Origin of the sequence: Nocardioides sediminis (assembly GCF_003047295.1) — a bacterium.
In the GTDB taxonomy this organism is placed as follows: domain Bacteria; phylum Actinomycetota; class Actinomycetes; order Propionibacteriales; family Nocardioidaceae; genus Nocardioides; species Nocardioides sediminis.
The window spans coordinates 1-22,535 of sequence record NZ_PZYZ01000014.1; the positions used below are offsets into that span (position 1 = coordinate 1).

The 22,535-nt window shown below is 73.2% G+C and carries 24 protein-coding genes; 7 read left to right on the forward strand and 17 right to left on the reverse strand.

Features of this window, described 5'->3' with window-relative positions:
- Positions 1 to 191: 191 nt before the first annotated feature.
- The 5 genes from DAI17_RS21115 to DAI17_RS20365 form a co-directional block, all read right to left on the reverse strand.
- Positions 192 to 392: a hypothetical protein gene (locus DAI17_RS21115; RefSeq protein ID WP_159081684.1), complete on the reverse strand. Its 201-nt coding sequence runs from the start codon at positions 390 to 392 to the stop codon at positions 192 to 194.
- Positions 393 to 1,176: 784 nt separating this feature from the next.
- Positions 1,177 to 2,409: an HNH endonuclease signature motif containing protein gene (locus DAI17_RS20350; protein ID WP_107775078.1), complete on the reverse strand. Its 1,233-nt coding sequence runs from the start codon at positions 2,407 to 2,409 to the stop codon at positions 1,177 to 1,179.
- 297 nt (positions 2,410 to 2,706) lie between these two features.
- The gene (locus DAI17_RS20355) at positions 2,707 to 3,339 is read right to left on the reverse strand and encodes a DUF402 domain-containing protein (protein WP_107775079.1); all 633 of its coding nucleotides are present in this window, start codon (positions 3,337 to 3,339) and stop codon (positions 2,707 to 2,709) included.
- A complete protein-coding gene (locus DAI17_RS20360; protein ID WP_107775080.1) occupies positions 3,336 to 3,872 on the reverse strand; it encodes a hypothetical protein in 537 nt (178 codons plus the stop codon). Before DAI17_RS20360 ends, DAI17_RS20355 begins: the two co-directional genes overlap by 4 nt.
- Positions 3,873 to 3,896: 24 nt before the next feature.
- Entirely contained in the window at positions 3,897 to 5,360 is a 1,464-nt protein-coding gene (locus tag DAI17_RS20365) for a peptide MFS transporter (RefSeq protein WP_107775081.1), read from the reverse strand.
- A gap of 117 nt (positions 5,361 to 5,477) precedes the next feature.
- On the opposite strand from DAI17_RS20365, the gene DAI17_RS20370 reads away from it, so the two are divergent.
- Positions 5,478 to 5,789: a hypothetical protein gene (locus DAI17_RS20370; RefSeq protein WP_107775082.1), complete on the forward strand. Its 312-nt coding sequence runs from the start codon at positions 5,478 to 5,480 to the stop codon at positions 5,787 to 5,789.
- Here the strand turns inward: DAI17_RS20370 and DAI17_RS20375 are convergent.
- The gene (locus DAI17_RS20375; RefSeq protein WP_199905238.1) at positions 5,786 to 6,238 is read right to left on the reverse strand and encodes an MOSC domain-containing protein; all 453 of its coding nucleotides are present in this window, start codon (positions 6,236 to 6,238) and stop codon (positions 5,786 to 5,788) included. The two genes, DAI17_RS20370 and DAI17_RS20375, sit on opposite strands and share 4 nt — an antisense overlap.
- A gap of 40 nt (positions 6,239 to 6,278) precedes the next feature.
- Here DAI17_RS20375 and DAI17_RS20380 point away from each other — a divergent pair, with 40 nt between their 5' ends.
- Positions 6,279 to 6,965 carry an SDR family NAD(P)-dependent oxidoreductase gene (locus DAI17_RS20380; RefSeq protein WP_107775083.1) on the forward strand — a complete coding sequence of 229 codons (687 nt, stop codon included), beginning with the start codon at positions 6,279 to 6,281 and terminating at the stop codon, positions 6,963 to 6,965.
- Positions 6,966 to 6,968: 3 nt separating this feature from the next.
- On the opposite strand, the gene DAI17_RS20385 is transcribed toward DAI17_RS20380, so the two are convergent.
- From DAI17_RS20385 to DAI17_RS20410, 6 genes are all read right to left on the reverse strand, one after another.
- Positions 6,969 to 8,174: an RNA polymerase sigma factor gene (locus DAI17_RS20385; protein WP_107775084.1), complete on the reverse strand. Its 1,206-nt coding sequence runs from the start codon at positions 8,172 to 8,174 to the stop codon at positions 6,969 to 6,971.
- A complete protein-coding gene (locus tag DAI17_RS20390; RefSeq protein ID WP_107775085.1) occupies positions 8,171 to 8,527 on the reverse strand; it encodes a YciI family protein in 357 nt (118 codons plus the stop codon). Before DAI17_RS20390 ends, DAI17_RS20385 begins: the two co-directional genes overlap by 4 nt.
- A 108-nt stretch (positions 8,528 to 8,635) precedes the next feature.
- Positions 8,636 to 9,574, reverse strand: a complete 939-nt coding sequence (locus DAI17_RS20395; protein WP_199905239.1) for a protein kinase domain-containing protein — start codon at positions 9,572 to 9,574, stop codon at positions 8,636 to 8,638.
- 287 nt (positions 9,575 to 9,861) lie between these two features.
- Positions 9,862 to 10,425: a sugar O-acetyltransferase gene (locus DAI17_RS20400; protein ID WP_107775087.1), complete on the reverse strand. Its 564-nt coding sequence runs from the start codon at positions 10,423 to 10,425 to the stop codon at positions 9,862 to 9,864.
- A 223-nt stretch (positions 10,426 to 10,648) separates the two neighbouring features.
- Positions 10,649 to 12,274 (reverse strand): sensor histidine kinase, encoded by a 1,626-nt coding sequence (locus DAI17_RS20405; protein WP_107775088.1) that lies wholly within the window; start codon positions 12,272 to 12,274, stop codon positions 10,649 to 10,651.
- 18 nt (positions 12,275 to 12,292) lie between these two features.
- On the reverse strand, positions 12,293 to 12,745 hold the full coding sequence (locus tag DAI17_RS20410; RefSeq protein WP_107775089.1) for a response regulator: 453 nt from the start codon (positions 12,743 to 12,745) through the stop codon (positions 12,293 to 12,295).
- Positions 12,746 to 12,881: 136 nt separating this feature from the next.
- Between DAI17_RS20410 and DAI17_RS21120 the strand changes: the two genes are divergently transcribed.
- Both DAI17_RS21120 and DAI17_RS21125 read left to right on the forward strand, forming a co-directional pair.
- A complete protein-coding gene (locus tag DAI17_RS21120; RefSeq protein WP_159081685.1) occupies positions 12,882 to 13,238 on the forward strand; it encodes a hypothetical protein in 357 nt (118 codons plus the stop codon).
- A gap of 23 nt (positions 13,239 to 13,261) precedes the next feature.
- Positions 13,262 to 13,882 carry a response regulator gene (locus tag DAI17_RS21125; protein ID WP_159081686.1) on the forward strand — a complete coding sequence of 207 codons (621 nt, stop codon included), beginning with the start codon at positions 13,262 to 13,264 and terminating at the stop codon, positions 13,880 to 13,882.
- A gap of 31 nt (positions 13,883 to 13,913) precedes the next feature.
- Here the strand turns inward: DAI17_RS21125 and DAI17_RS21130 are convergent, their stop codons facing one another.
- The 5 genes from DAI17_RS21130 to DAI17_RS20440 all read right to left on the reverse strand — a co-directional run bounded on the left by DAI17_RS21130 (position 13,914) and on the right by DAI17_RS20440 (position 19,753).
- Positions 13,914 to 14,327, reverse strand: coding sequence for a BLUF domain-containing protein (locus DAI17_RS21130; protein WP_159081687.1), 414 nt, complete (start codon positions 14,325 to 14,327; stop codon positions 13,914 to 13,916).
- An 82-nt stretch (positions 14,328 to 14,409) separates the two neighbouring features.
- Positions 14,410 to 15,678: a hemolysin family protein gene (locus DAI17_RS20425; RefSeq protein ID WP_107775092.1), complete on the reverse strand. Its 1,269-nt coding sequence runs from the start codon at positions 15,676 to 15,678 to the stop codon at positions 14,410 to 14,412.
- Between the two features lie 145 nt (positions 15,679 to 15,823).
- Positions 15,824 to 17,785, reverse strand: coding sequence for a pectate lyase family protein (locus tag DAI17_RS20430; protein ID WP_199905240.1), 1,962 nt, complete (start codon positions 17,783 to 17,785; stop codon positions 15,824 to 15,826).
- A 152-nt stretch (positions 17,786 to 17,937) separates the two neighbouring features.
- On the reverse strand, positions 17,938 to 18,804 hold the full coding sequence (locus DAI17_RS20435) for an aldo/keto reductase (protein WP_107775093.1): 867 nt from the start codon (positions 18,802 to 18,804) through the stop codon (positions 17,938 to 17,940).
- 55 nt (positions 18,805 to 18,859) lie between these two features.
- Entirely contained in the window at positions 18,860 to 19,753 is an 894-nt protein-coding gene (locus DAI17_RS20440) for a DICT sensory domain-containing protein (protein ID WP_159081688.1), read from the reverse strand.
- Between the two features lie 76 nt (positions 19,754 to 19,829).
- Here DAI17_RS20440 and DAI17_RS20445 point away from each other — a divergent pair, with 76 nt between their 5' ends.
- Genes DAI17_RS20445 through DAI17_RS20455 form a run of 3 tightly spaced genes read left to right on the forward strand, consistent with a single transcriptional unit; the run spans position 19,830 to position 22,484 of the window.
- Positions 19,830 to 20,078, forward strand: coding sequence for a hypothetical protein (locus DAI17_RS20445; RefSeq protein ID WP_107775095.1), 249 nt, complete (start codon positions 19,830 to 19,832; stop codon positions 20,076 to 20,078).
- Complete coding sequence (locus DAI17_RS21135) at positions 20,075 to 20,986, forward strand: FHA domain-containing protein (protein WP_159081689.1); 912 nt, start codon at positions 20,075 to 20,077, stop codon at positions 20,984 to 20,986. Before DAI17_RS20445 ends, DAI17_RS21135 begins: the two co-directional genes overlap by 4 nt.
- A gap of 34 nt (positions 20,987 to 21,020) precedes the next feature.
- Positions 21,021 to 22,484 carry a hypothetical protein gene (locus tag DAI17_RS20455; protein WP_107775096.1) on the forward strand — a complete coding sequence of 488 codons (1,464 nt, stop codon included), beginning with the start codon at positions 21,021 to 21,023 and terminating at the stop codon, positions 22,482 to 22,484.
- The last annotated feature ends 51 nt before the right edge of the window (positions 22,485 to 22,535 follow it).

A 22,535-nucleotide genomic window follows, 5' to 3' on the forward strand; every position in this document is an offset into this window, starting at 1 on the left:
CACCACCGCGAGGCATGCGACATGGGCTGAGCGCCGTCGCTGACCGGACTCTCAGGCGTGCGCGCACCTCGGCTGAGCGTGCACTCGTCGCGGCAGCTCCGGACGTTTGTCGTTACGCAGATCCGGGCACCCGGTCACGCTGTGACCGAAGCAGAGGTCCCGTGGATCGACGCAGGTCGTTCGCCTTGTCGCTACCAGCCGCCGCCGCGAGCACCTTTGTTGACCCGCCGCTGAGCGTCACGCTGTTCATGTGCGTCCAGGCTGCGCTGTCCGTCGGGGTCCAGAGGTTCACCGTTCCTACTGCGCACGTCACTGACCACCAGGAGGAGATAGGCGACGACGACGGCGGCCACGAACACCACGGCTACTACGGCCAAGATGATTTGCAGCACGGTGGGGCTCCCTCGATCGCGTGCGCACAGGCGGTGTTCTCATCGGTGTCCAGTCGACGGTGTGCCGAAGAGCCGACTTTTCGGGATGAGCGCGCACTCGTCGCGGCAGATCCGGACGTTCGAGCCGCTACGTTGGCGCCACCCGAGGGTACCCACACGGATGGCCCCGCCCCGCCCACGCAGGCGTCGATGAAGGAGAGTCTGTGGCCGGTCGCGATCGGGTCGAGGCGCTAGGACCAAAGGATGTCCCTCCACGTGCCTATCTGTTTCTGGCTGCTGTGATGGTGGCGTCGTACGTCGCGATGCCGTTTGTCGTCACTGAGGTTCGGACGCAGCCGCTGCTTCTCGTGGCGGTGCTGCTCGGAGGTGCGGGGCTTGGATTGGGAGTAGCGCTGATCCAGGCAGCGATGAGCCGGTCGTCCCGGGACCGGCTGTCAACCGTGCGCCTCATCGCGCGGTTCACTGTCATGGGCGCGGTCGGAGTGGGCCCTGTCCTGGCGCAAGCGCTCGACATAACGACGGTCCATGGATTGCTGCTGGTTCTTGCTGGAGTGTGTTCTGGAGCAATGGGTCATGCGTGGGCGAGGGCGCGCCGTGCGACGGGCTGAGCCGTCGGGCACGTCGACTGGCTCACTGACATCGGCAGGAGAGTGCGTTCCACTCTCACCAGGGACAGGCCCGGTCAGCGCTGTGTTCACTCGAGGCCGCCTCGATCCATAGCCGGCCGGATCCTGGTCGCCCTGCCCGTAGGTTCCGACCCCGTCCTCACCAAGCTTGCCTGCTCCTATCTGCGTCGGTGGAAGCGGAGGTCGCCGTTGGGAAGGCGGTCGTGGAGGTAGCGGTCGTCGTGCGCGCGATGGTGGTGGTGGGAGCAGAGCAGGACCCCGTCGGCGAGGTCGGTCTTCCCGCCCTTCGACCACGGCACCAGGTGGTGCGCCTCGCACCACGCGGCCGGGACGTCGCATCCCTCGGCGCGGCAGCCTCCGTCGCGCAGGCTCATCGCCCTGCGCGACACGGCGGGGTAGAGCCTCTTGCCGCGGCCGAGGTCGAGGACCTCGGACTTCCCGCCCAGGACTGCGGGCACGAGGTGGGCGGTGCACGCCAGCCGGCGCGCCTCGGCGGCGCTGATGCGGCCGCCGGTGTCGGTGGTCGCGACCCCGATCCCGGAGAGCAGGGTGTCGACGGGCATGGTCACCACGACTGTGGTCGCGGTCCCGCCGTGCACCGGGAGGTTCGCCGGGTCGAGGTGCTCGAGGAGGTCGCAGAACGCGTGCCCGAGCCGGACGGGGTAGGTCAGTTCCCGCCGCGCGTCGGTGTCGCCGGCGGATCCGTCCTGCTTGCGGGGGTTGGTCCACGCGTGCAGGTAGGTCAGGAGCCGGTCCGCGGTGGCGTCGGGGACCCGGATCCGGATCGTGGTGGTCCCGTCGCCGTGCGAATGCGTCGTCAGGCAGGTGGTCTTCCGGGCGGCGCGTGCCTCGGCCTCGAGGCGCTTGCGCTCCTGCTCCTCGCCGACCTCGGGGGCGACGACGTCGAGGATCCGGCGGCCCAGGATCCGCAGCTCCCGGGGCGCGAACGCCGCCGCGTGCTCGACCAGCACCCGCTCGGCGTCCCCCAGCACCTCCGCAGGTGTCTCGTCGGGCAGGTCGTCCAGCGCGCGGGCGATGACGTCGGCCTGGGGGGTCGACACCTCGCCGGCCGCGTGACCGGCAGCAAGGACTGTCCACCGCTCCAGCGACTGCGCGAGCGCGAGGTCCCGCCGAGCCGGACCCCGGTCGACCCTGATGGTGCGCCGGCACCAGGCGGCGATGTCCCGGTCCCCGGTCTCCTCGGCCACGTCCCCCGCGACCGCCATCACCCGCAACCTCGTCGAGGACACCCGGGACTCCAGCTTGGCCAGCGCGAGGAGCGCGTCGGCCTTCTCGGTCGCGGACAGGTAGAGCATCTCCACGGCCTGCACCTTGTCCAGCGCAGCAGCGATCGCCTCGCCGGCCTCCTGGACCAGGTGTCCACTCGTCATCTCAGCCCCCCGCTGATCGACAGCCAGGCCGTCCCCGTGGCGGTCCCGGCTGCGTGCAGCCGAGTCTACTCGAACATGTGTTCGAGTGCCAGCGCGGCAGGCATATTGGTGGAAACCAGATAACTCGACCTCACGCTGCCTCACTCAGCGAGGCAGACCGCGCCGAGATGGCGACGTACGGCAGCGCACGAAACCGCCCGCTCAGCACCTCCTGGCGGCACGGGATCGCCCGGTCGGCACGGTCCGGCGGCACGGAAGTGCCCGGTCGGCACGATCCAGCGCGACGAAAGGGGGAGGTCAGGGACCGTCGAACAGAGCCGGAACCGGCCACGAGGGATCCGGCCGGAACGTCTCCCACCCGTCGCAGAACGGTGCGCCCCAGGCCGTGATGACCTCCTCGGCCTCCGTCGCGGTCGCCCGGATCGCGTCGGCCTCGCGCTCGGTGTAGCGACCCTGCTCGACGGCGAGGAGCAGCTCGTCCTCGTCCTTGCGCTCCATCGTCCGGTCCGGCTCGACCCAGACGTCCAGGACGTGGTCACGGCTGCGGGTGGTGCGACCCGTACGGACGTGCGGGTCCTCGATGTTGACGTACCAGCCCTCGAAGACGCCGCTGGTGCCGTGGAAGAAGTGCCACACCGACCAGCTCTGGCCGGGTCGGTAGACGCGCAGCACCGAGTAGCCGGACCACACCGACTCGACCTGGCGACGTGGGGCGGTGAACGCGTCCTCGGGCTCCGAGCGCAGGTCCCGGCCGTCGTCACGGACGAGCTTGAGCACGGGAGTGCCCATGGCCAACCAGGCGACGAGCGCCTCGTCGTCGTCACGCACGACGGTCATCGGCGCCGCGAAGTCGAGTCCCGGCTGCCCGTAGCGCCACATGATCTGCGTGCCCGGTTCCCACGACGTCACGCGGCTCGTCAGGTCGCTCACCGCTCGGCGACCCTGATGTCGAGGCGCATGCCGATCCCCTCGTCGTCGGCGGACGAGGCCATGCCGCCGAGCGCCCCGACGAGCACGCCGATCGCGACCAGCTGCCGGATCGGGGCACCGAGGTGGGTGGGCGGCCTCGTGCGCTGCCAGGCGTACCAGTCGGTGCGGCGGAAGCGCGCCAACCCGGCCAGCGCCACCACGGTGGTGCCGAGCGCCAACGCCGCGAGTGCGGCCCCGCCCGGGCCGTCGGCCTGGAGGAGGCCGACGACCTCGGCGACCAGGCCGAGCACCAGCACGACCCAGGCGAGCACGAGCCGGACGGTGCGGGCCCGTACGACGCCCGCGGAGACCCAGCCGACGAGGAGGACTCCCAGGACGACGGACCCGACGAGCGAGACCCCGTCGTCGTGCCGGACTCCCTGCCGGAGGACCAGCACCACCTGGCCGGCCAACGAGGCCCAGGCGACCACCCAGATCGCGCGCGGCAGCGGCGGCGCGGCCACCCGCGACTCGACTCCCCCGTCGACGCTCACGGCGGCATCCTTGCACCCTCCTCCTCAGCGCACCCCGGACATCAGCGACCGGATCGGCTTCGTCAGCGCGAGCACCGAGACACCGGTGACCACCGAGGCCAGACCGATCCAGAGGAAGAACGGCCGTTCGTCGTCCACGACGTAGTACGACGCGAGCTGCCCGGCCATCGCGGTGCCCAGCGCGACGGAGAGGAAGAACAGCGCCACCATCTGGGTGAGGTACTTGCGCGGCGCCAGCTTGGTGGCCACCGAGAGCCCCACCGGGGAGATGAGCAGCTCGGCCAGCGTGAAGACCAGCAGGATCAGCGCGAGGCCGAGGAGCGGCACCGAGCCCGCGCCCGCCGGCATGGCGAGGAAGAGGAAGAACGCCGCGCCCATGAGGATCGTGGACAGGCCGAACTTCACCGGCGTCGACGGCGCGCGGTCGCCGAGCCGCGTCCACAGCGTCGCGAAGACGCCGGCCAGCACGATGATGAAGACCGGGTTGATCGACTGCACCCACGAGATCGGCATCTCCCAGCCGAGGAGGTCGCGGTCGAGCCGCTGGTCGGCGTAGATCGTCACCACGGTGAACTGCTGCTGGTAGAGCGACCAGAAGACCGCCGAGCAGGCGAAGAGCGGGATCATCGCCAGCACCCGGCGCCGCTCGGCGCCCTGCACCGCACGGTCGAGCAGCATCAGCGCGAAGAGGCCGACCGCGGCGACCACGCTGACGCCGATGACGATGTTGGCCAGCCGCTCGACGGTGATGACGCCGACCAGGCACAGCGCGACGACGAGCGCGACCACGGCGCCCAGCCCCGCGGCGTACCGGATGCGCTGGTCCGCCGGCAGCGGGTCGGGGACGTGGTGGGTCTCCTCCGGCAGCCTCGACCGGCCGCGGGAGTACTGGACCAGTCCCACCCCCATGCCGACCGCGGCGAGGCCGAAGCCGAGGTGGAAGCCCCACTCCTTCTGCAGCAGCCCGGTCAGCAGCGGGCCGAGCAGGGCGCCGATGTTGATGCCCATGTAGAACAGCGAGAACCCCGCGTCCCGGCGCTCGTCGTGCTCGTCGTAGAGCGAGCCGACGAGCGAGGTGGCGTTGGCCTTGACCCCGCCGCTGCCGAGCGCGATCAGCACGAGGCCGGCGCCCACGCCGGCCAGGCCCGGCACGAGCGCGAGCGCGACGTGGCCGGCCATCACGGTCACGGCGGAGTAGAAGAGCGTCCGCTCCGCGCCGACGAGCCGGTCGGCCAGCCAGGCGCCGAGGATCGTGGAGAGGTAGACGGCGCCGCCGTAGGCACCGACGATGCCGGTGGCGGTGCCCTGGTCGATGCCCAGGCCGCCGTCGGCCACGCTGAAGTAGAGGTAGATCAGCAGGATGCCCTGCATGCCGTAGAAGCTGAACCGCTCCCACAGCTCGACCCCGAACAGGTTGGCCAGCACGGAGGGCTGACCGAGGAAGCCGGTGTCGGAGGCGCCGCGCCGTGCCGTCTGCTGCGTAGTCACGTGTCTCGACGCTACGACGCGTGGTCGCCGGACGCACGCCGAGAAGGCCCGTCGTGACGGGAAATACAGCGCGGGGGACGCTGGCGACCGGGCGCGGCGCGGGCGCACAATCAGACGATGATCCTCGTCGAGCTGGCGCTCGTCGTCGTTCTCGTGTGGACGATCGTGCACCTCACCCTCCGGCTGTTCGACCGGACCGACACGGCCGAGCCGTCGACGCCGGCCCGCTGGCGCATCACGCACGTCGACGTGGACGGGGAGACCCGGGTGGTCCTGCAGCGGCACGACGCGCGACGCGACCGCGTGCTGGGCGAGCACGTGGTGGGCGCCGTGCCGCTGGACGACCCGGACTACGAGGACAGGTTCATGGCCCTCATGGACGCGGCCCGTGCCCGTCGGGCACTCTTCGAGGCCGAGGAGGACATCTAGCTCCCGTCAGCGGCGGCGACCTCGACGCTCACCGCGTCGCCCACGGTCAGCACGCCCGACTCCAGCACCCGGCACACCGAGCCGCCCCGGCGCCGCAGCGCCTCCTGGGCGCCGGCGCCGATGGTGTCGTCGAGGAGCTTGCAGGGGGCGGCCACGCGGACCACCTCGAGCAGCACGTCCCCGATCCGCAGCAGCGAGCCGGGCTCGCGCGGCACCACACCGTCGCTGAGGGTCAGGTTGCGCCGGGTGAGCTCCGGCGGGACCTCGCGCCCGAGGACCTGCGCGGCCTCGACGAGCGCGGTCAGGCTCTGCACCGTGACGTGCCGGTGCCGCGTGCCGTGGTAGCGGTCGCCGACGATCCCCCGCCCGGCCTCCGCCTCCACCGTCGCGACCGACCGCATGGGCAGCCGTGTCGCCTTGGCGACGTGGATCAGCGCGATGGTCGGCACGGGACGCCACGGTAGTCAGGTGCCGGTTACTGTCCCCGGCATGGGCGAGCGTGCGCTGGACGGGTCCCGGGTCGCGGTGGTCGGGGCCAGCGGCGCCCTCGGCTCGCTGATCGCCCACGAGCTGTCGGGCCGCGGAGCGCGGCTGCTCCTCGTGGGCCGCGACGCCGACCGCCTGGCCGCCCTCGGCATCGACGCCCCCCTGATCGTCGCCGACGTCGGGGACGCCGCGGCGGGCGACGCGATCGCGGAGGCCGCCAGAGCGGCGTACGGCGGGCTCGACGGGCTCGTCAACGCCGCCGGCGTGGTCGCCTTCGGGTCCCTGGAGGAGACCCCCGACGAGGTCGTCGAGGAGCTGTTCCTGACCAACGTGGTCGGGCCGCTGTTCCTCCTGCGACGGCTGCTCCCGCTGCTGCGCGAGTCGCAGGGCTTCGTCGTCCAGCTCAGCGCGGTCGTGGCCGAGCGGCCGCTGCCCCCGATGGCCGCCTACTCGGCCAGCAAGGCGGCGCTGAGCGCCGTGGCCACCTCCCTGCGCACCGAGCTGCGCCGGGCCCGGGTCACCGTCCACGACGTCCGCCCGCCCCACACCGAGACCGGCCTGGCGGACCGTCCGCTCGCCGGTGAGGCACCCCGGCTGCCCGAGGGCCTGGCTCCCGAGGCGGTCGCCCGGCGGGTCGTGGACGCCGTAGCGGCGGGCGAGCAGGACCTCGCGGCGGCCGACTTCGTGTGAGGCTCAGGCCCGGTCGCGCAAGCGCTCCAGGTGGGCGCGCTCCAGCGGTGTCGGGTCGAGCGCCAGCGCGGCGTCCAGCGCCTCCTGCGACTCCCGGTCGCGGCCCAGCAGGGCGAGGAGGTGGGCCCGCGCCACGTGCCACGGGTGGTACGACGCGAGGTCGAGGTCGTCGACGAGTCGCAGCGCGGTCTCCGGTCCCTCCACGTGCGCCACCGCGAGCGCCCGGTTGAGCCGCACGACGGGGCTCGGGGCCAGCGCGAGCAGCAGGTCGTAGAGGGCCACGACCTCCCCCCACGGCACCTCGTCGTCGGTGTGCGCGGCGCTGATCGCCGCCTGCACCTGGTAGGGCCCGGGCTGCCCCAGCGCGAGGAGCGCCCGGACGAGGCCGCGGCCCTCGGCGAGGAGCTCGGGGGACCACCGGTCGCGGTCCTGCTCGTCGAGCGGCACCAGCCGGCCGTCCACCACCCGGGCGTCGTCCCGGGCCCGGGTCAGCAGCATCAGCGCGAGCAGTCCCTGCGCCTCCGGCTCGGCGGGGAGCAGGTCGACCAGCTGCCGGGTCAGCCTGATCGCCTCGTCGGCGAGGTCGGGGCGGCTGCCGCTCTCGTCGCCCACCGAGAGGTAGCCCTCGTTGAACGCCAGGTAGAGCGCGGCCAGCACCCCGGATAGCCGTGAGGGCAGGTCGTCGCGCTGCGGGACCCGGAACGGGATGCGGGCGTCCCGGATCTTGCGCTTGGCCCGGGTGATCCGCTGCGCCATCGCCCGCTCCTCGGTGAGGAAGCCCGCGGCGATCTCGGCGACGCTCAGCCCAGCGACCAGCCGGAGGGTGAGCGCGACCCGGGTCTCGAGGGCGAGCGAGGGGTGGCAGCACATGAAGAACAGCCGCAGCCGGTCGTCGTCGACGACGCCGAGCGGCTCGGCGGGCACGTCCAGCATCGACGTCGCCTCCTTCTCGCGGCTGGCCCGGGTGGACTCGCGGCGCAGCCGGTCCAGCGCCCGGCGGTGCGCCGTGGTGGTGAGCCACGCGCCGGGGTTGGGCGGCACCCCGTCCACCGGCCACTTCTGCCAGGCGACCTCGAGGGCCTCGGCGACGGCGTCCTCCGCGAGGTCGACGTCGCCGTAGCGGCGTACGAGGGCGCCCACGATCCGGCCGTGCTCCTCGCGGACGACCCGGACCAGCGCCGCCTCGTGCCCCCCGGGGCCGGCGGTCACTCGGACTGGAAGGGACGGACCTCGACCGGGCCGTGGCACGCCGCGGATGCCTCGGTGCCCCAGCGCATCGCCTCGTCGAGGTCCTCGGCCTCGATGACCCAGAAGCCGCCGAGGTACTCCTTGGACTCGACGTAGGGGCCGTCGGTGATGACCGGCTCCGGGCCGGTGGCGTCGATGACGGTGGCCGACGACGCCGGCATCAGGCCGCCGCCGAAGACCCACCTGCCCTGCTCGCGGAGCCGGGCGTTGAAGGCGTCGACGTCGGCGAAGACCTGGTCCGCGGTCACGCCCTCGGGCCAGCTGATCTCGTCGCCGTGGTTGACGCCGAGCAGGTACTGGGTGGTGCTGGACATGGTGGTTCCTCTCGTCGGAGGCACCCTACTGATGGGGCGCCCGTCACCATCTCCACGAACGGCTCGGCCGGGATGCGACACCGGTCGAGGTCTTTTCTCGAGACAACCTCAGGCGAGGAGGTCCTTGGCCGGGGTCGCGACGGTGTGGACGTCCTGGGCCGGGGTGGCCGTGTCGTCGTCCCACGAGCCGTCGACCAGGGCGGCGAGGCCCTCGGCGAGGCCGGCCAGCTCGGTGGTGGCGATGCCCATCATCTCGGCGACGGCCCGCGCGTTGGCGGGACGGTCCTCGGGCTTCTTCTCCAGCAGGGAGGCCACCACCGCGCGCAGCTCGGGCGGCACGTCCTCGGCCAGCGGCGGGGGCGGCTCGTTGACGTGCGACAGCGCCGTCGCGATGGGGGTGCCGCGGTCGAAGGGCCGCTCGCCGGTGAGCATCTCGTGGGCCACCACGCCGAGCGCGTAGAGGTCGCTCGCGCCGGTCGCCGGCTGGCCCATGGCCTGCTCGGGGCTGATGTAGTTGGGGGTGCCGAGCATCTCCCCGACCCGGGTGTGGCCGCGGGCGTCGAGCGCCCGGGCGATGCCGAAGTCGGTCAGCATGACCACGCCGTCGTCGCGGACCAGGATGTTGGCCGGCTTGACGTCGCGGTGCACGACCCGCGACTCGTGGGCGACGCCGAGCGCGAGCGCGGCCTGGCTGATGATCGACCGCACGACGTCGGGGTCGAGCGCACCGGACTCGCGGATGATCGCGGACAGCGGCGCGCCCTGCACCAGCTCCATCACGAGGTAGGTGAGGTGGTCGTCCTCGCCGTAGTCGAAGACGGTGGTGATGTTGGTGTGCATCAGCGACGCCGAGTGGAGCGCCTCGTCACGGAAGCGCTTGGCGAAGATCTCCTCGTGCTCGGGGTCGGCACGCATGATCTTCACCGCGACGGCGCGCTCGAGGGTCTCGTCCATCGCCCGCCACACGTCGGCCATGCCACCGGAGGCGATGCGCTCCTCGAGGACGTAGCGATCCCCCAGCCGGAAGCCTTCGACAAGTCTGTCCACGGACAAGGGGTCCCATCTTGGTGCCGTCAGTGTCCGCACGGTCATCGCACAGACTCACGGGATGGTAGACCCCTCAACCGGATCGAGGCGCACGAACGTCCCCCAAAAGGGTGATGGAGTCCGTCACGGTCCCTGGCGCGAGCGGTGACCCAGCCACCTTCTGGCGCTGAGGAACTGTGGCCAGCGGAAGGTGGCACACTCACCGCTACCCGGGGGCGTCTGGCTCACCGCCACCCGCGAACGTCTCACCGGCACCCGGGCAGGCGCGGGTGTGGCGGACGCGCGCGTCAGATGCTGCGGATCACCTTGGCCGGCGACCCGACCGCGACGACGCCGGAGGGCAGGTCCTGCACGACCACCGACCCGGCGCCCACGACGGTGTCGGCGCCGATCGTCACGCCGGGGCAGACGATGACGCCGCCGCCGAGCCACACGTTGTCGCCGATGACGATGGGCTCGGCCGCCTCCCACTTGTCCCGCCGCGGGCCAGGATCGATCGGGTGGGTCGCGGTGAGCAGCTGCACGCCGGGACCGATCTGCACGTCGTCGCCGATCGTCACGGTGGCCACGTCGAGGCTGACCAGCCCCCAGTTGGCGAAGGTCCGCGCGCCGATCGTCGTCTGGTAGCCGTAGTCGCAGTGGAACGGCGGCCGCACCTCGCTGTCCTCGCCGAAGCCGCCGAGCAGCTCGGTGAGCAGCCGGCGCCGCAGGTCGTGGTCATTGGGGTCGGCGGTGTTGAGCTCGTGGGTCAACCGCTGCGCCCGCTGCGACTCCTGCGCCAGCACCGGGTCGTCCGCGATGTAGGGCTCGCCGGCCAGCATCCGGTCGCGCATCGTCCGCTCGTCGCTCATGGGCGCCACCGTACGACGCGTGGTCGAGGTCGCCAGCACGCCTGCCGCGGCACCGAGACCGGCCGGGAGGTCTGGGACTAGTGCATGCGCACCAGACGACTCCGTCCCTCGGACGCATCCCCGGGAAGCGGGCGGCCACCAGACTGGTGGACGCTGGCCCTCGATCCCCCTGCACGGGGCCGGCTTCGACCCCCGACCCGGTGGCGGCCGACGTCCCCCGTCTTCAGCGCCGCCGGGTCGGGGGTCCCGACACCGTGACCCCCGGCGCCGGGGTCCTCGGGAGCCAGATCGTGATCCTGCAGCCGGCCCCGGGGGCGGAGTCGATGTGGCAGCGGCCGCCGACGACCTCGGCCCGGTCCTGCATGGTCCGCACCCCCCGGTGCCCCGGTCTGGGCTCGAGGACGGTGTCGTCGAGCCCCACGCCGTCGTCGGCGACCTGGATCTCGACGCCGTCCGGGTCCGGCCGCACGACCACCTCGACGTGCTCGGCGTGCGCGTGCCGACGGACGTTGAGCAACGCCTCCTGGACGATGCGGAAGGCCTGCACGCTGACCTCCTCGGGGAGATGCACCTCGCCCTCCTCCGGGGGGACGGTGAGCCTCCACCTGGTCGACCCGCGCTCGAAGGTGCGGTCCAGCGCGTCGCGCAGCAGCTCCACCAGGTCGACGCCGCTGGCCACGGGCTCCAGGTCGAAGAGCAGGTCGCGCAGGCCGACGGTCGCAGCCGACACCATCTCCTGGATCTGGGCGACCGCCGGCTCGAGCTCGGGCGCGGTCTCCTTCACGCGCTTCATGAGCAGTCCGAGCCGCAGGTCGACGGCGGCCATCGTCTGCACGGAGTCGTCGTGCACGTCGGCGGCGATCCGGGCGCGCTCGTCCTCCTGGGCCACCACCAGGCGGCGCAGGAGGTCGGCGCGCTGGGCGGCCACCCGCTGGTACTGGTCGCGCGTGGCGAGGCTGTCGAGGGCGAACGAGACGTTCTCGGCGAGGGTGTCCAGCAGGCTGCGCATCTCGGCGTCGAAGGCGTCGGCGGTGCGGGACCACAGGGTCAGCGCCGCGATGGTCTGCCCGCGCCGGCGCAACGGCATGGTCGCGGAGGCCTCCACGCCGTGCTCGCGTGCCCGTGCGCGCCACGGGACGGTGCCGGCGTCGTTGTGGAAGTCGGTGGCGAAGTAGGGAAGCCCGGTGCTCAGGACCCGGGCACTGGGACCCCTGCGCCGCAAGGAGTCGGGGTCGGCGGACCTGGCCAGGGAGTCGATGTAGGCGTCGAGGTCGCCGGCGCGGCTCTCGGTCACGACCGAGCCGTCGGGCCCGCGGCGGCAGACCCACGCGCCGAGGTACTCCCCCTCCTCGACGGCCGCCCGGCAGGCCGCGTCGTAGACGTCGTGCTCCGTGGTGGCGCGGGCCACCGCCTGCGTGATGCGCACGAGCGTGAGGTAGGCACGGCTCGTCGTACGCCGCCGGCGCTCGGCCTCGTCGGCGGGCCCGAGGTCGTTGGCCGTGACGACCAGGAGGGTGCCGCGCTCGGTCACGAACCGGGTGAGCCGGGCGAGCACGGTGAGGGGGCGACCCCCGGCCGCCGTCAGCTCCACCCTCGCGCTCGGCTGCCCGTCCGGGTCCGGCAAGGACCGCACGAAGGCGGCCAGCGGGGGCAGGTGGGCGTCCAACGGGCTCCCGACGAGGTCGTCGGTGCCCCAGCCGTAGAGCTCGCCGGCGCGGTCGTTGGCGTAGACGACGTCCAGGTCCGGCCCGAGGGCCACGATGGCGCTGGGCGTGGCGTCGAGGACGCGGAAGACCGTCTCGCTGCTCAGGCCCGACAGCGACGGCGATGACCCCGGTCCGCTGTCCACCTCGACACCGTAGACGCCTCAGCGCTCGGGATCGAGGGATCCCTCCACCAGCCGCAGGGCCTGCTCGGCCCCCGGGACGTCGAGGACGCGCTCACCGGCCACCACGCGCGCGAGCGCGTCGGGGAGCGTGGTGCCCAGCCGGCCCTTGGCGAAGTAGCCCTGCACGCCCGCTTCCAGCATCGCGGCGACCGTGGTGACGCCGGTCTGCGCCGACACCGCCACGACCACCGGCCGGTGGCCCTCGAGCGTCCCCAGGGAGCGCGCCAGCGTCGGCCCGCCGCCAGCCATCCGCACGTCGAGGAGGACGAGGGCGGGGCGCAGCTCCGCGCACAAGGGGTGCACGTCCACCCCGGAGGGCGCCGAGCCGACGACCTCGAACCTCTCGTCGGCCGCCAACAGGTCGACCAGGGCCAGCCGGAAGGCGTCGTCGTCGTCGGCGACCAGCACGGTGACCGGCGGCGTCTGCGGCATCGGGCCTCCTCGTGACCTCGACTTTCGATGGTGTCCGAGCTCCGCCCTGTCCGGACCGCCTCCCGGTATGACACTGTCTGGTACCTATCTACTAGGCGCGGGGGGTCGCGGGCCCCTGCCCGTCGTGGGGGGGTCGGTGGACCAGGAGAGACAGCAGCAGCCGTTGTTCGCGCGCACCTGGCGGGCGCGCGTCGACGACGTGCCGGAGCGCGAGGCGATGCACGTCATCCTCGACGTGCTGCTGCCCGAGGTGGCGTCCCTGCCCGGCTACCGCGGCGCGACCCTGCTGATGGACCGCAGCTCCTCCGAGCTCACCGCCACGGTCTTCTGGGCCAGTCTCGAGGAGCTCGAGGCCAGCAAGGTCCGCGAGACCAACGCCGCGACCGGCGCCTTCGTCATCGCCTCGGGCAACCAGATGGTGACCGGCGTCCACGACGTGGTCTTCGTCGACCCCGCGCCGGCGATGCAGAACCGCGGACTGGGCAACGAGTGATGTCCGGCTCGCCGATACGGGTCATGATCGCCGACGACCACGAGGCGCTGGCCGCCAGCCTGCTGGCCGTCCTCGACCAGGAGGACGACATGGTCGGCGTGGGCGTGGCCGGCACCATCGCGCAGGCCCGGGCCATGGTCGGGTCCTCGGCGCCCGACGTGCTCCTGCTCGACCACCGGATGCCCGACGGCGACGGGGTGGCCGCCATCCCCGAGCTACTCCGGCAGCGACCGGGCCTGCGCATCGCCGTCCTGACCGCCAGCCCGGGCGACCACCTGCTCGTCGAGGCCATCGAGGCCGGCGCCTGCGGCTTCGTGTCCAAGACCCGCAGCCTCGGGGAGGTGACGGCCGCCGTCCGCGCCGCCGCGTCGGGCGAGGCGGTCATCTCACCCGAGCTGCTGGCGCGGCTCCTGCCGCGCCTGCACGGTGGCGGGCCCGCCCAGAAGCAGCTGACCGAGCGTGAGCGGGAGGTCCTCGACCTGGTGGCGGAGGGGCTGAGCAACGCCGCGATCGCCGAACGCCTCGTCGTCAGCGTGCACACGGTGCGCAACCACATCGCCAACCTGTCGGCGAAGCTCGGGGCCCACTCCAAGCTGGAGGCCCTGGCGATCGCCGTACGACAGGGCCTGCTGCCCGGTCGCTGAGCGTCGGACCTTCAGCGTCCGGCGACCGGCCTCAGCGGTGGGCCCGGAACATCTCCAGCAGGTCGTAGGTCGGGCTCGTCTGGGACCCGAGGCCCTGGGCGACCGGGCGGCGGGCGAAGTCGCCGTACCCGTCGATGTCGCGGACCTCGCGCTCGGTGACGTTGCGGAAGCCCATCGACCAGTCCTCGAAGGCGCGCGCGTCGGTGGGCTCGCGCCGGAGCACCGTGACCTCGGTGTGCCGGGAGTCGCCCTCGATCGTGGCGAAGATCGAGTCGACCGCGGCGTCGGGGCCCTCCAGCGCCTGGATGATGTTGCCGCCGCTGTAGAGCAGCATCCCGGTCAGCGCCAGGTGGTCGTTCTTGGGTCGGATGGTCTCCAGCATCTCCACGAGCTGCGGCACCGACAGCAGCTCGGTCGCGGAGCTGACGTAGGTCAGCGACAACACAGGACGGATACCCCCCGGCAGTAGTGGACGGTCGAGGCTACCCGTGGCCCGTCCGGGCGCGGACCACCCGTAGGAGGCGTCCTCACGCGTCGCGCTGGAGCGCGAGCCGGGTGATCCGGCTGCCCACCACCTCGGTGACCTCGAGGGTGCCGCCCTCCACGCCGACCCGCTCGCCGACCTCGGGGATGTGGCCGAGCATCGAGATGACGTAGCCGGCGACCGTCTCGTAGCCGCCGTCTCGGAGCGTGATGCCGGTGTCGTCCGCGAAGTCCTCGATGCTCGCGCCGCCGTCGATCTCGGCCGGGTCGCCGGAGCGCGGCCGCTCGTCCACGTCGTACTCGTCGCGGATGTCACCGATGAGCTCCTCGACGAGGTCCTCGAGGGTGACGATGCCGTCGGTGCCGCCGTACTCGTCGACGACGACCGCGAGGTGCATGCCCTCCTGGCGCATCGTCGACACCGCGGGCAGGACGAGCTTGGTCCCGGGCAGCATCAGCACCGGCCGGCAGACGTCGCGGACCAGGCGGCTGGGGTCGGCGTCGATGCTCAGCAGGTCCCGCACGTGCAGGAAGCCGAGGACGTCGTCGAAGCCCTCGCCGGTGACCGGGTAGCGCGAGTAGGGCATGTCCCGGACCTGCGCGGCGGCCTCGGCGAGCGTGAGGCGACCGGCGACGAAGGTGACGTCGATGCGCGGGCGCATGACCTCCTTGATGCTGGTCTCGGTGGCGGCGAAGACGTCGCTGAGGATCCGGCGCTCGTCCTCCTCGAGGTCCTCGTGGGTCGAGACCAGCTCGCGCAGCTCCTCCTCCGAGAGCTGCTCGCTGGTGGCGTGCGGGTCGCCGCCGAGCAGCCGGACCAGGGCGTTGGTGGACAGCGACAGCAGCCAGATCACCGGGCGCATCGCGGTCGCGAAGCGGTCGAGCACCGGGGCGACGGCCAGCGAGACGCCGGCGGACTTCTGCAGCGCGAGCCGCTTGGGCACCAGCTCGCCGAGGACCAGGGAGAGGTAGGCGATGAGCAGGGTGAGGACGACCAGCGCGGTGGTCTGGGCGGCGTCCTCGCCGAGCCCGAGGTCCTCGAGGTACGGCGCGAGGTCGGGCGCGAGGGTCGACCCGCCGTACGCCGCGGAGAAGAAGCCCGCGACGGTCACGCCGATCTGGACGGCTGCGAGGAAGCGGTTGGGGTCACGTGCGACCTGAGCGACGCGGGCGCCCCGGGCCCCCTTGCGCTCCATGGCGGTCAGCTGGCTCTCGCGCAGCGAGACCAGGGCGATCTCGGTGGCGGCGAAGACGCCGCCCACCATGACGAACAGCAGGACCAGGCCGAAGTTGATCAGGGTCTGGGTGTCCATCAGGACCGTCCACCCCCTGTCGCGATCGGGAGCGGACGGCCGGGACTTCGTGGTCGATCCATGTCCGCGAGCCTACGGACGACGCCAACCGGCGGCGAGCCCCCGCAAGGACTCGCCGCCGGTGGTGTCGTTCGGGACCGGCCGGTCAGGGCAGCGGGTAGTCCACCACGTAGCTCGGCACGCCCGGGGCGTCGCTGTCGACGCGGTCGCCGACGTCGTTGACCACGTGCTCGATCGCCCCCGCCTCGAGGTTGACCGTGAGCAGGTGGTGGAGCCGGACCCCGTCGCGGGTGGGCACCTCGAAGCCGCGCTCGGTCACGATCGAAGGGTCGTTGCGGTTGTAGACGTAGACCCCGCCGCCGTAGAGCTGGTGGCGCTGCACGTCGTCGGCGACCTTGTAGCCCGACCAGCCGAGCGTGCCGTCGGGCCGGGTCCAGTCGGCCTGCGTGGGCGGGTCGTAGGGCAGCTCGTTCTGGTAGAGCACGACCTCGCCGTCCTCGCCGTTCCAGATCGTGTTGTGCTCCTGGTAGTGCTCCACGAACAGGCCGGTCGCCCGCACGCGGTCGCCGTTGACGACGACGCCGACGCGGCCGGTGTTGGTGCGCCACCGGTCGGTGTCGCCGGCCACCCCGGCGGTGAAGCCCTCGACCCCGTGGTCGGCGCGCCAGACCCAGGCGTGGTCGATGAGGACGTCGTCGGCGTCGATGCGCAGCGACACGTCGGCCTTGCCGATGTGGGGCCCGCCGACGCGGAAGTAGACGTCGTTGAGCGTCGTGCTGGGGGTGGGTCCCGCGTCACGGCGCGCGGGCCGCTGCTCCTCGATCCGCATGAGCGCGGGAGAGGAGACCGTGCCGGCGTCGATGGTGACGCCCGCGACCACGACGCGGTCGGCCTGCTGGCCCACGACGAGCGGCACTGCCCCACCGACGGCGGTCAGGGTGGCGTGGCCCATGCCGAGCACGACCGCGTCGTCGCGACGTACGACGAGGCTGCGGTCCACGTCGTAGACGCCCGGGGTGAGGAGCAGGTGCTTGCCGCGGGCCAGCTGCGAGGCCAGCTCGCGGGCGGGGTCGGCCGGGCTCGCGACGTGGAAGTCCGACAGCGGCAGGCTGCGGCCCTCGGCCGTGCCCCCTGCCGTGCCCTCGGTCCAGTCGGTGCCGCGGGAGTCCGTGCGCGCGTCGGGCACGCGCACCCGCCACTCACCGTCGGCGTCCACGAAGAGGAACGGCTTCTCGCGGCTCACCGGCGTGGTGTCGAGGGTCGTGTACGGCGGGGTGGGGAAGCCCTCCTCCGACGGAGCGCCCACGGTGCCGGCGAAGACCTGGTTCCAGACGCCGTTGGACCAGTTGCCGACCTCGGAGTTGCGGGTGATCCACTGCTGCTGCGACCCGTTGATGATCTCGCCGGCCCTGGAGTTGGCCAGGTAGCCGCCGCTGGCGTACTGCGGACCCGCGGTGCAGTAGTCCATCAGCGAGAGGGTGCCGCCGCGGACGTCCACGCGACGCAGGGACGCGGCCTGGGAGACGGCCCAGAAGTTGGCCGTGGCGCGGCAGCCGTCCTGGCCGGCGCCGTTGACCTGGATGGTGAGGTTGGACATCGAGCGCCAGAAGTTGTTGAGCGCGACGCAGTAGGGCTGGGTCGGCGCGTCGGTCAGGCAGCGGTTGTAGACCTCGACCTTGCCGTTGATGACGGTGTCCGAGGGCGAGGCGCCGAGGCCGGCGACCTCGGTGTAGTAGCCGACCTTGATCTGCAGCGGCTCGGCGTCGGTGCCGTAGGTGCCCGGCTTGAAGAGCAGGCTCCAGCGCTCGGTGCCCATCTCGTCGTCGACCTGCGCGGCGTGGATCGCGTCGGCCTTGGCGCGGATCTCCGCGACCGGCATGGACGGGTCGAAGACCACGACGCGGCTGCCGAGGTCGGGGGCCTCGGTCGTGCTCGCCTCGGCAGTGGTGGGGGCGTTGGCCGGCGCGGGCTCCTGGGCGGCCAGGGCGGGCGCGGTGGCCGTCACCAGGCCGACGGCGAGCAGTGCCGCGGCGACCCGGAGGGTCCGGCCGGGGCGGGCGGTGAACCGCACGGACAGGGGTAGGGGCAGGCGTGGGACTCGTGGCACGGGACATCCTTCGGGGGGTGTGGAAGCGCTCTCACGGGGTGACGAGCATGCCACGGCCCGTGTGACTGGCGCCACACCTTGTCCACGGACCGGGCCCCGGACGTACGACGACCCGGGACGCGGCCGTCCCGGGTCGTCGCGGGTCGCGCGGCTCAGGCGTCGAGCCGCGCGAGCTCCTCGTCGGACAGCTCGAGGTCCGCCGCGGCGGCGGAGTCCTGGATCGACTGCGGCCGCTTGGCCCCCGGGATGGGGATGACGCAGGGCGACTGGGCGAGCTCCCACGCGAGCGCGACCTGCTGGGCGCTGACCCCGCGGGCCCGGGCGACCTCGGCGAAGGCCGGGTGCTTGTCGGAGAGCTCCTTGGCGTCGGCGAGGCCGCCGAGCGGGCTCCACGGCAGGAAGGCCAGCCCGAGCTCCTCGCAGACGTCGATCTCCGGACGGCTGCTCCGGAACTTGGGGCTGAACTGGTTCTGCACGCTCACCAGCGCGTCACCGAGCACCGCGTGGGCCGCCCGGATCTGGTGGGGGTCGGCGTTGGAGAGCCCGATGGCGGCGACCTTGCCGCTGCCCGCGATCTCCTTCAGCGTGCCGATGACGTCGTCGTACGGCACGGCGGGGTCGGGACGGTGGTGCTGCCACAGCGCGATCTGCTCGACTCCGAGGCGGCGGAGGCTGTCGTCGACGGCGGCGCGCAGGTGCTCGGGCGAGCTGTCGGTGGCCCACCCGCCGCCCTCGGTCCGGACGTGGCCGCCCTTGGTCGCCAGGACCACCCGGTCCCGGACGCCGAGCTCGTCGAGCAGCCCGGCGACGAGGCGCTCGTTCTGACCCTGCGCGTCGGCGCCCTTGTCGTCGCCGGGGCCGTAGGCGTCCGCGGTGTCGAAGAGGGTGACCCCGGCGTCGAGCGCCGCGGTCACGGTGTCGAGGAGCTGCTGGCGCGGCTGTGCGCCGGTCTGGTCGAAGGTCATCAGGCCCAGGCCGATCGCGCCGACCTGGTGGTGTCCGAGAGTGCGTGTCTGCATGGTCCCGACCCTACGGCGCGCGCGGTGGACCGCCCGGGGCCTGCTGCCTCCCGCCTCAGCCGCGGCGGGCGCGCAGGGCGGTGCCGTCGGTGTAGGCCACCATCCGGTTGAAGACGGCGGCCGTCGCCCCGGGCGACGTGCTCGGCAGCGCCGCGCGTCCCTCGAGGTCGGCCAGGACGCGGCGGGAGGCCTCCGATCCGGCGGCCGCCCCGACGCCGGCCGTGAGCAGGGCGGCGTCACGCACCACCCGGCCGTCGACCGACCAGAGCGCCTCGAAGGGACGCTCGTCCTGGGTGCCGCCGTGCCCGGGCAGCTCGAAGGCCACCAGCGCGACCCCGAAGTCGGGGGCGTCGTGCACCACGACCCACTCGCGCAGCATCGGCGAGTCGTCCGGCAGCGCGACCGTCGCCGGACGTCCCGCGTCGTCGTGCGCCTCGAAGTCGGCCATCGCCACCGCGGACTCGGCGGTGCGGGCCAGCTCCTCCCACCTCCGCTGCGAGTGCCCGTAGTAGCGGCCCCGCTGGAAGGTGCCCAGCAGCACCCCGCTGGCCGCCTGGGCGACGGCCTCGTCCTCGATGGCCCACGACAGCGCGAGCAGCGTGCGCTTGGTCAGGGTGTACGACGCCAGCCCCGGGTGCCGGCGCGCGAGCTCGGCGTACACCGAGCCGCTCTCCGACGAGCCGCCGGCGCGACGCGTCGTGGCGATCGCCTCCTCGAGGCGCAGGCCGCGGTCACGCTCCTCCACGACGCGGCGGACCGCGCGCGCGTCCGCGTCGGTGTAGCGGCGGTGGCCGCTGGGCAGCCTGACCGGCTCGGGGAACCCGAACCGCTTCTCCCAGGCGCGGATCAGCTCGGGCGTGACCCCGGCGTGGCGCGCCAGGTCGCCGATCGTCAGGCCGGGGAGGGTGTCGGCGGCGGACCCTTGCGATGTCGCGGTGAGCGTGCTCATACTCGAACCATACCTCAACAACCTGTTGAAGTCTGTGTCCAGGTTTTCTGGACACTCTGATACCCAGGAGGATCCCATGGTTCAGCAGCAGCAGCCCGACTTCCGCGCCGACGCCGTCGTCGACTGGAGCGACCTCGGCCGCGAGATGTGGTCGTTCCTGACCGGCCGCCGCGCCGCGATCAACTACCAGTTCGTCGACATGTCCGTCGAGGTCCCGCGCGACACCGGCCCCCGGGCGCCCCGGGCGACCTGGAAGATCGACGGCACCCTGCGCATCTCCAGCGAGGACGACACGACCCGTGGTCCCGGACCGGAGGCGGCGTGACCAGGCTGCGGACCCGGGTCGACGCGGACGTCTGCTTCCGCGTCGACACCGAGGGCCGCGCCCCGGTCACGGGATCGCTCACGGGGCAGGGCAGCGCGCTCACGCTCCGGGTGAGCGATCCCGCGGCCTTCGCCGGCGGCGCCGACGCGGCCGGCCTGCGCCTGATCGCCGCCGAGCTGGCCGACCTCGGCCTCTCGGTGCAGGTCCGGGACGCGGACGACGTGCCACTGCTCTCGCTGGGAGACGTCCGCTGCCCGTGGTGGCAGCGGCCCTTCACCCGGAGCCCGCACATGCGGGTGGCCGGCATCCGCGGCGTGGTCTCGGCCGGTCGCGGACGCCTGCGCAGCGACGGGTCGACGCTGCCCGGACCCGGCCTGCTGCCTCCCTCCACGCCCTACCCCGTGGCCCCCACCTTCCTGCGGCGCCCGGTGCGGCGGGTGACCACCACCCACGACCCGGCCCGCGGCGGCCTGCCGCGTCTCGTGGAGCGCCCCGGACCCGGCATCACCCGCACCAGCCACCCGGTCCACTGGCTGCAGGAGGACCTCACGACGATCGGCTCCGACCCCGCCTGCGACGTCGTGCTGCCCGGCCTGGCGGCTCTCCACGCCGAGGTGGTCCACGACGACGCGGACGAGTTCGTCGTGCACGCGGTCGGCGACGCCGTGGTGCGCGTGCACGGCCGGCGGGTCTCCAGCGCGATCCTGCGCTCCTCCACCCGCGTCGAGCTCGGGTCGAGCGCCCACGGCCCGACGCGGATCCTGGCGTTCCTGCGCGAGGAGTACGCCGACCACGGCCGCCCGCACTACGGCCGCATCGGTGGCGAGCTCGGGCGCCAGCGCCCCCAGCCGCCGCGCGAGCAGCTGCAGCGGGTCACGGATCCCCTCGAGGAGGCCCCCCACACCTGACGGCGACCCCCCGGGTGCCTCCATGATGGGACCCATGACGCACGGAGTCTCCTTCCCCGCCGACGCCGAGGGCCGCCGCAGCACCACCCGCGCCGGCCGCACGATCGTGGCCGAGGCCCTGCGCCCGGTCGACCCCGTGGGCGCCCTGGGCGCCGAGCAGGACACCGCCTGGCGCACCGGCTACGTGCTGCACTTCCGCCGACTGGTCGAGGCGGGCGTCGCCAGCCCCGAGGCATGGCTGTCGATCGCCGAGGCCGGCCTGGACGCCGTGCGCCGCACCCTCATCGTCACCGACGACGACGACCGCGACGAGCCCCTCGACTCCCTCACCTCGGCCCCGGCGACCAGGACGCTGCGCACCCACGAGGTCGTAGGCACCGCCGAGCCGCAGGTCGATCTGGTGATCCCCTACCGGGGTCGCGAGCTGCATGGCGCCGACCTCCGCGCCCAGCTCGACGAGTGGGTGGCGCGCGGCGTGATGGAGCCGTCAGCGGCCGCGGCCGTCCGGGAGGTCATCGGCCACCCCGAGTGGCTGGCGCTGCCCGGCCGCACCGTCGCCGTGCTCGGCGCGGGGGCCGAGATGGGCCCGCTGGCCGCCCTGCTGCGCTGGGGCGCGACCGTCGCCGCTGTGGACCTCCCGCGTGAGGCGCTGTGGCAGCGGGTGGCGCGCACCGCCCGCGCCGGCGCCGGCCGGCTGCTCGTCCCCGTCGACGCTGCCCCCTCGGGCGACGGTGCCGGCGAGGGCACCTGGGGTGCCGACCTGCTCGCCGAGGTGCCCGAGGTCGCCGACTGGCTGGGGAGCCTCGAGGGCCGGCTCGTGCTGGGCAACTACCTCTACGCCGACGGCGGCACGCACGTGCGGGTCGCCGCCGCGGCCGACGTCCTCGCGACCCGGGTGACGGGCGTGCGTCAGGACACCGCGCTGGCGTTCCTGGCCACGCCGACCGATGCCTTCGCGGTCCCCCACGAGGCCGTCGAGCACTCGACCCGCGCCTACCGGGAGCGCTCCGGCACGGCCAAGCTGGTGGGCCGCCCGCTGCGCTGGGCCACCCGGGGGCGGCTGCTGCACCGCGCCTACCCGCCGGCCGCCGACCCGGGCATCAGCGACGCGATCGTGCCGGTGCAGGGCCCCAACTACGCCCTGGCCAAGCGCATCCAGCGCTGGCGCGCCTCGGTCGCCCGGCGCGACGGGCAGCTGGTGTCCTTCCACGTCGCGCCGTCGACCCGGACCCTGTCGGTGGTCAAGAACCGTGCCCTCGCAGCCGCGTTCGCCGGCGCCCACCGCTTCGGCGTCGAGGTCTTCGAGCCGGACACCGCCAACACGCTGATGGCGGCGCTCCTCGTCCACGACCTCAGCACGGACGTGCCCCGGCACGAGCACCCGTGGCAGGACGAGGCGTACGCCGCCGTGCACGGCGGCCTGTGGCGTGCGGCGTACGAGCCCCGCAGCGCCCTCGGGCTCGCCGCCGCCCTCGGCTACGCCAGCGCCCGCACCTGACCGACCTCCCCCCTTCCTGACCGCTGGACCGCGCCGACCGGGCACTCCCTG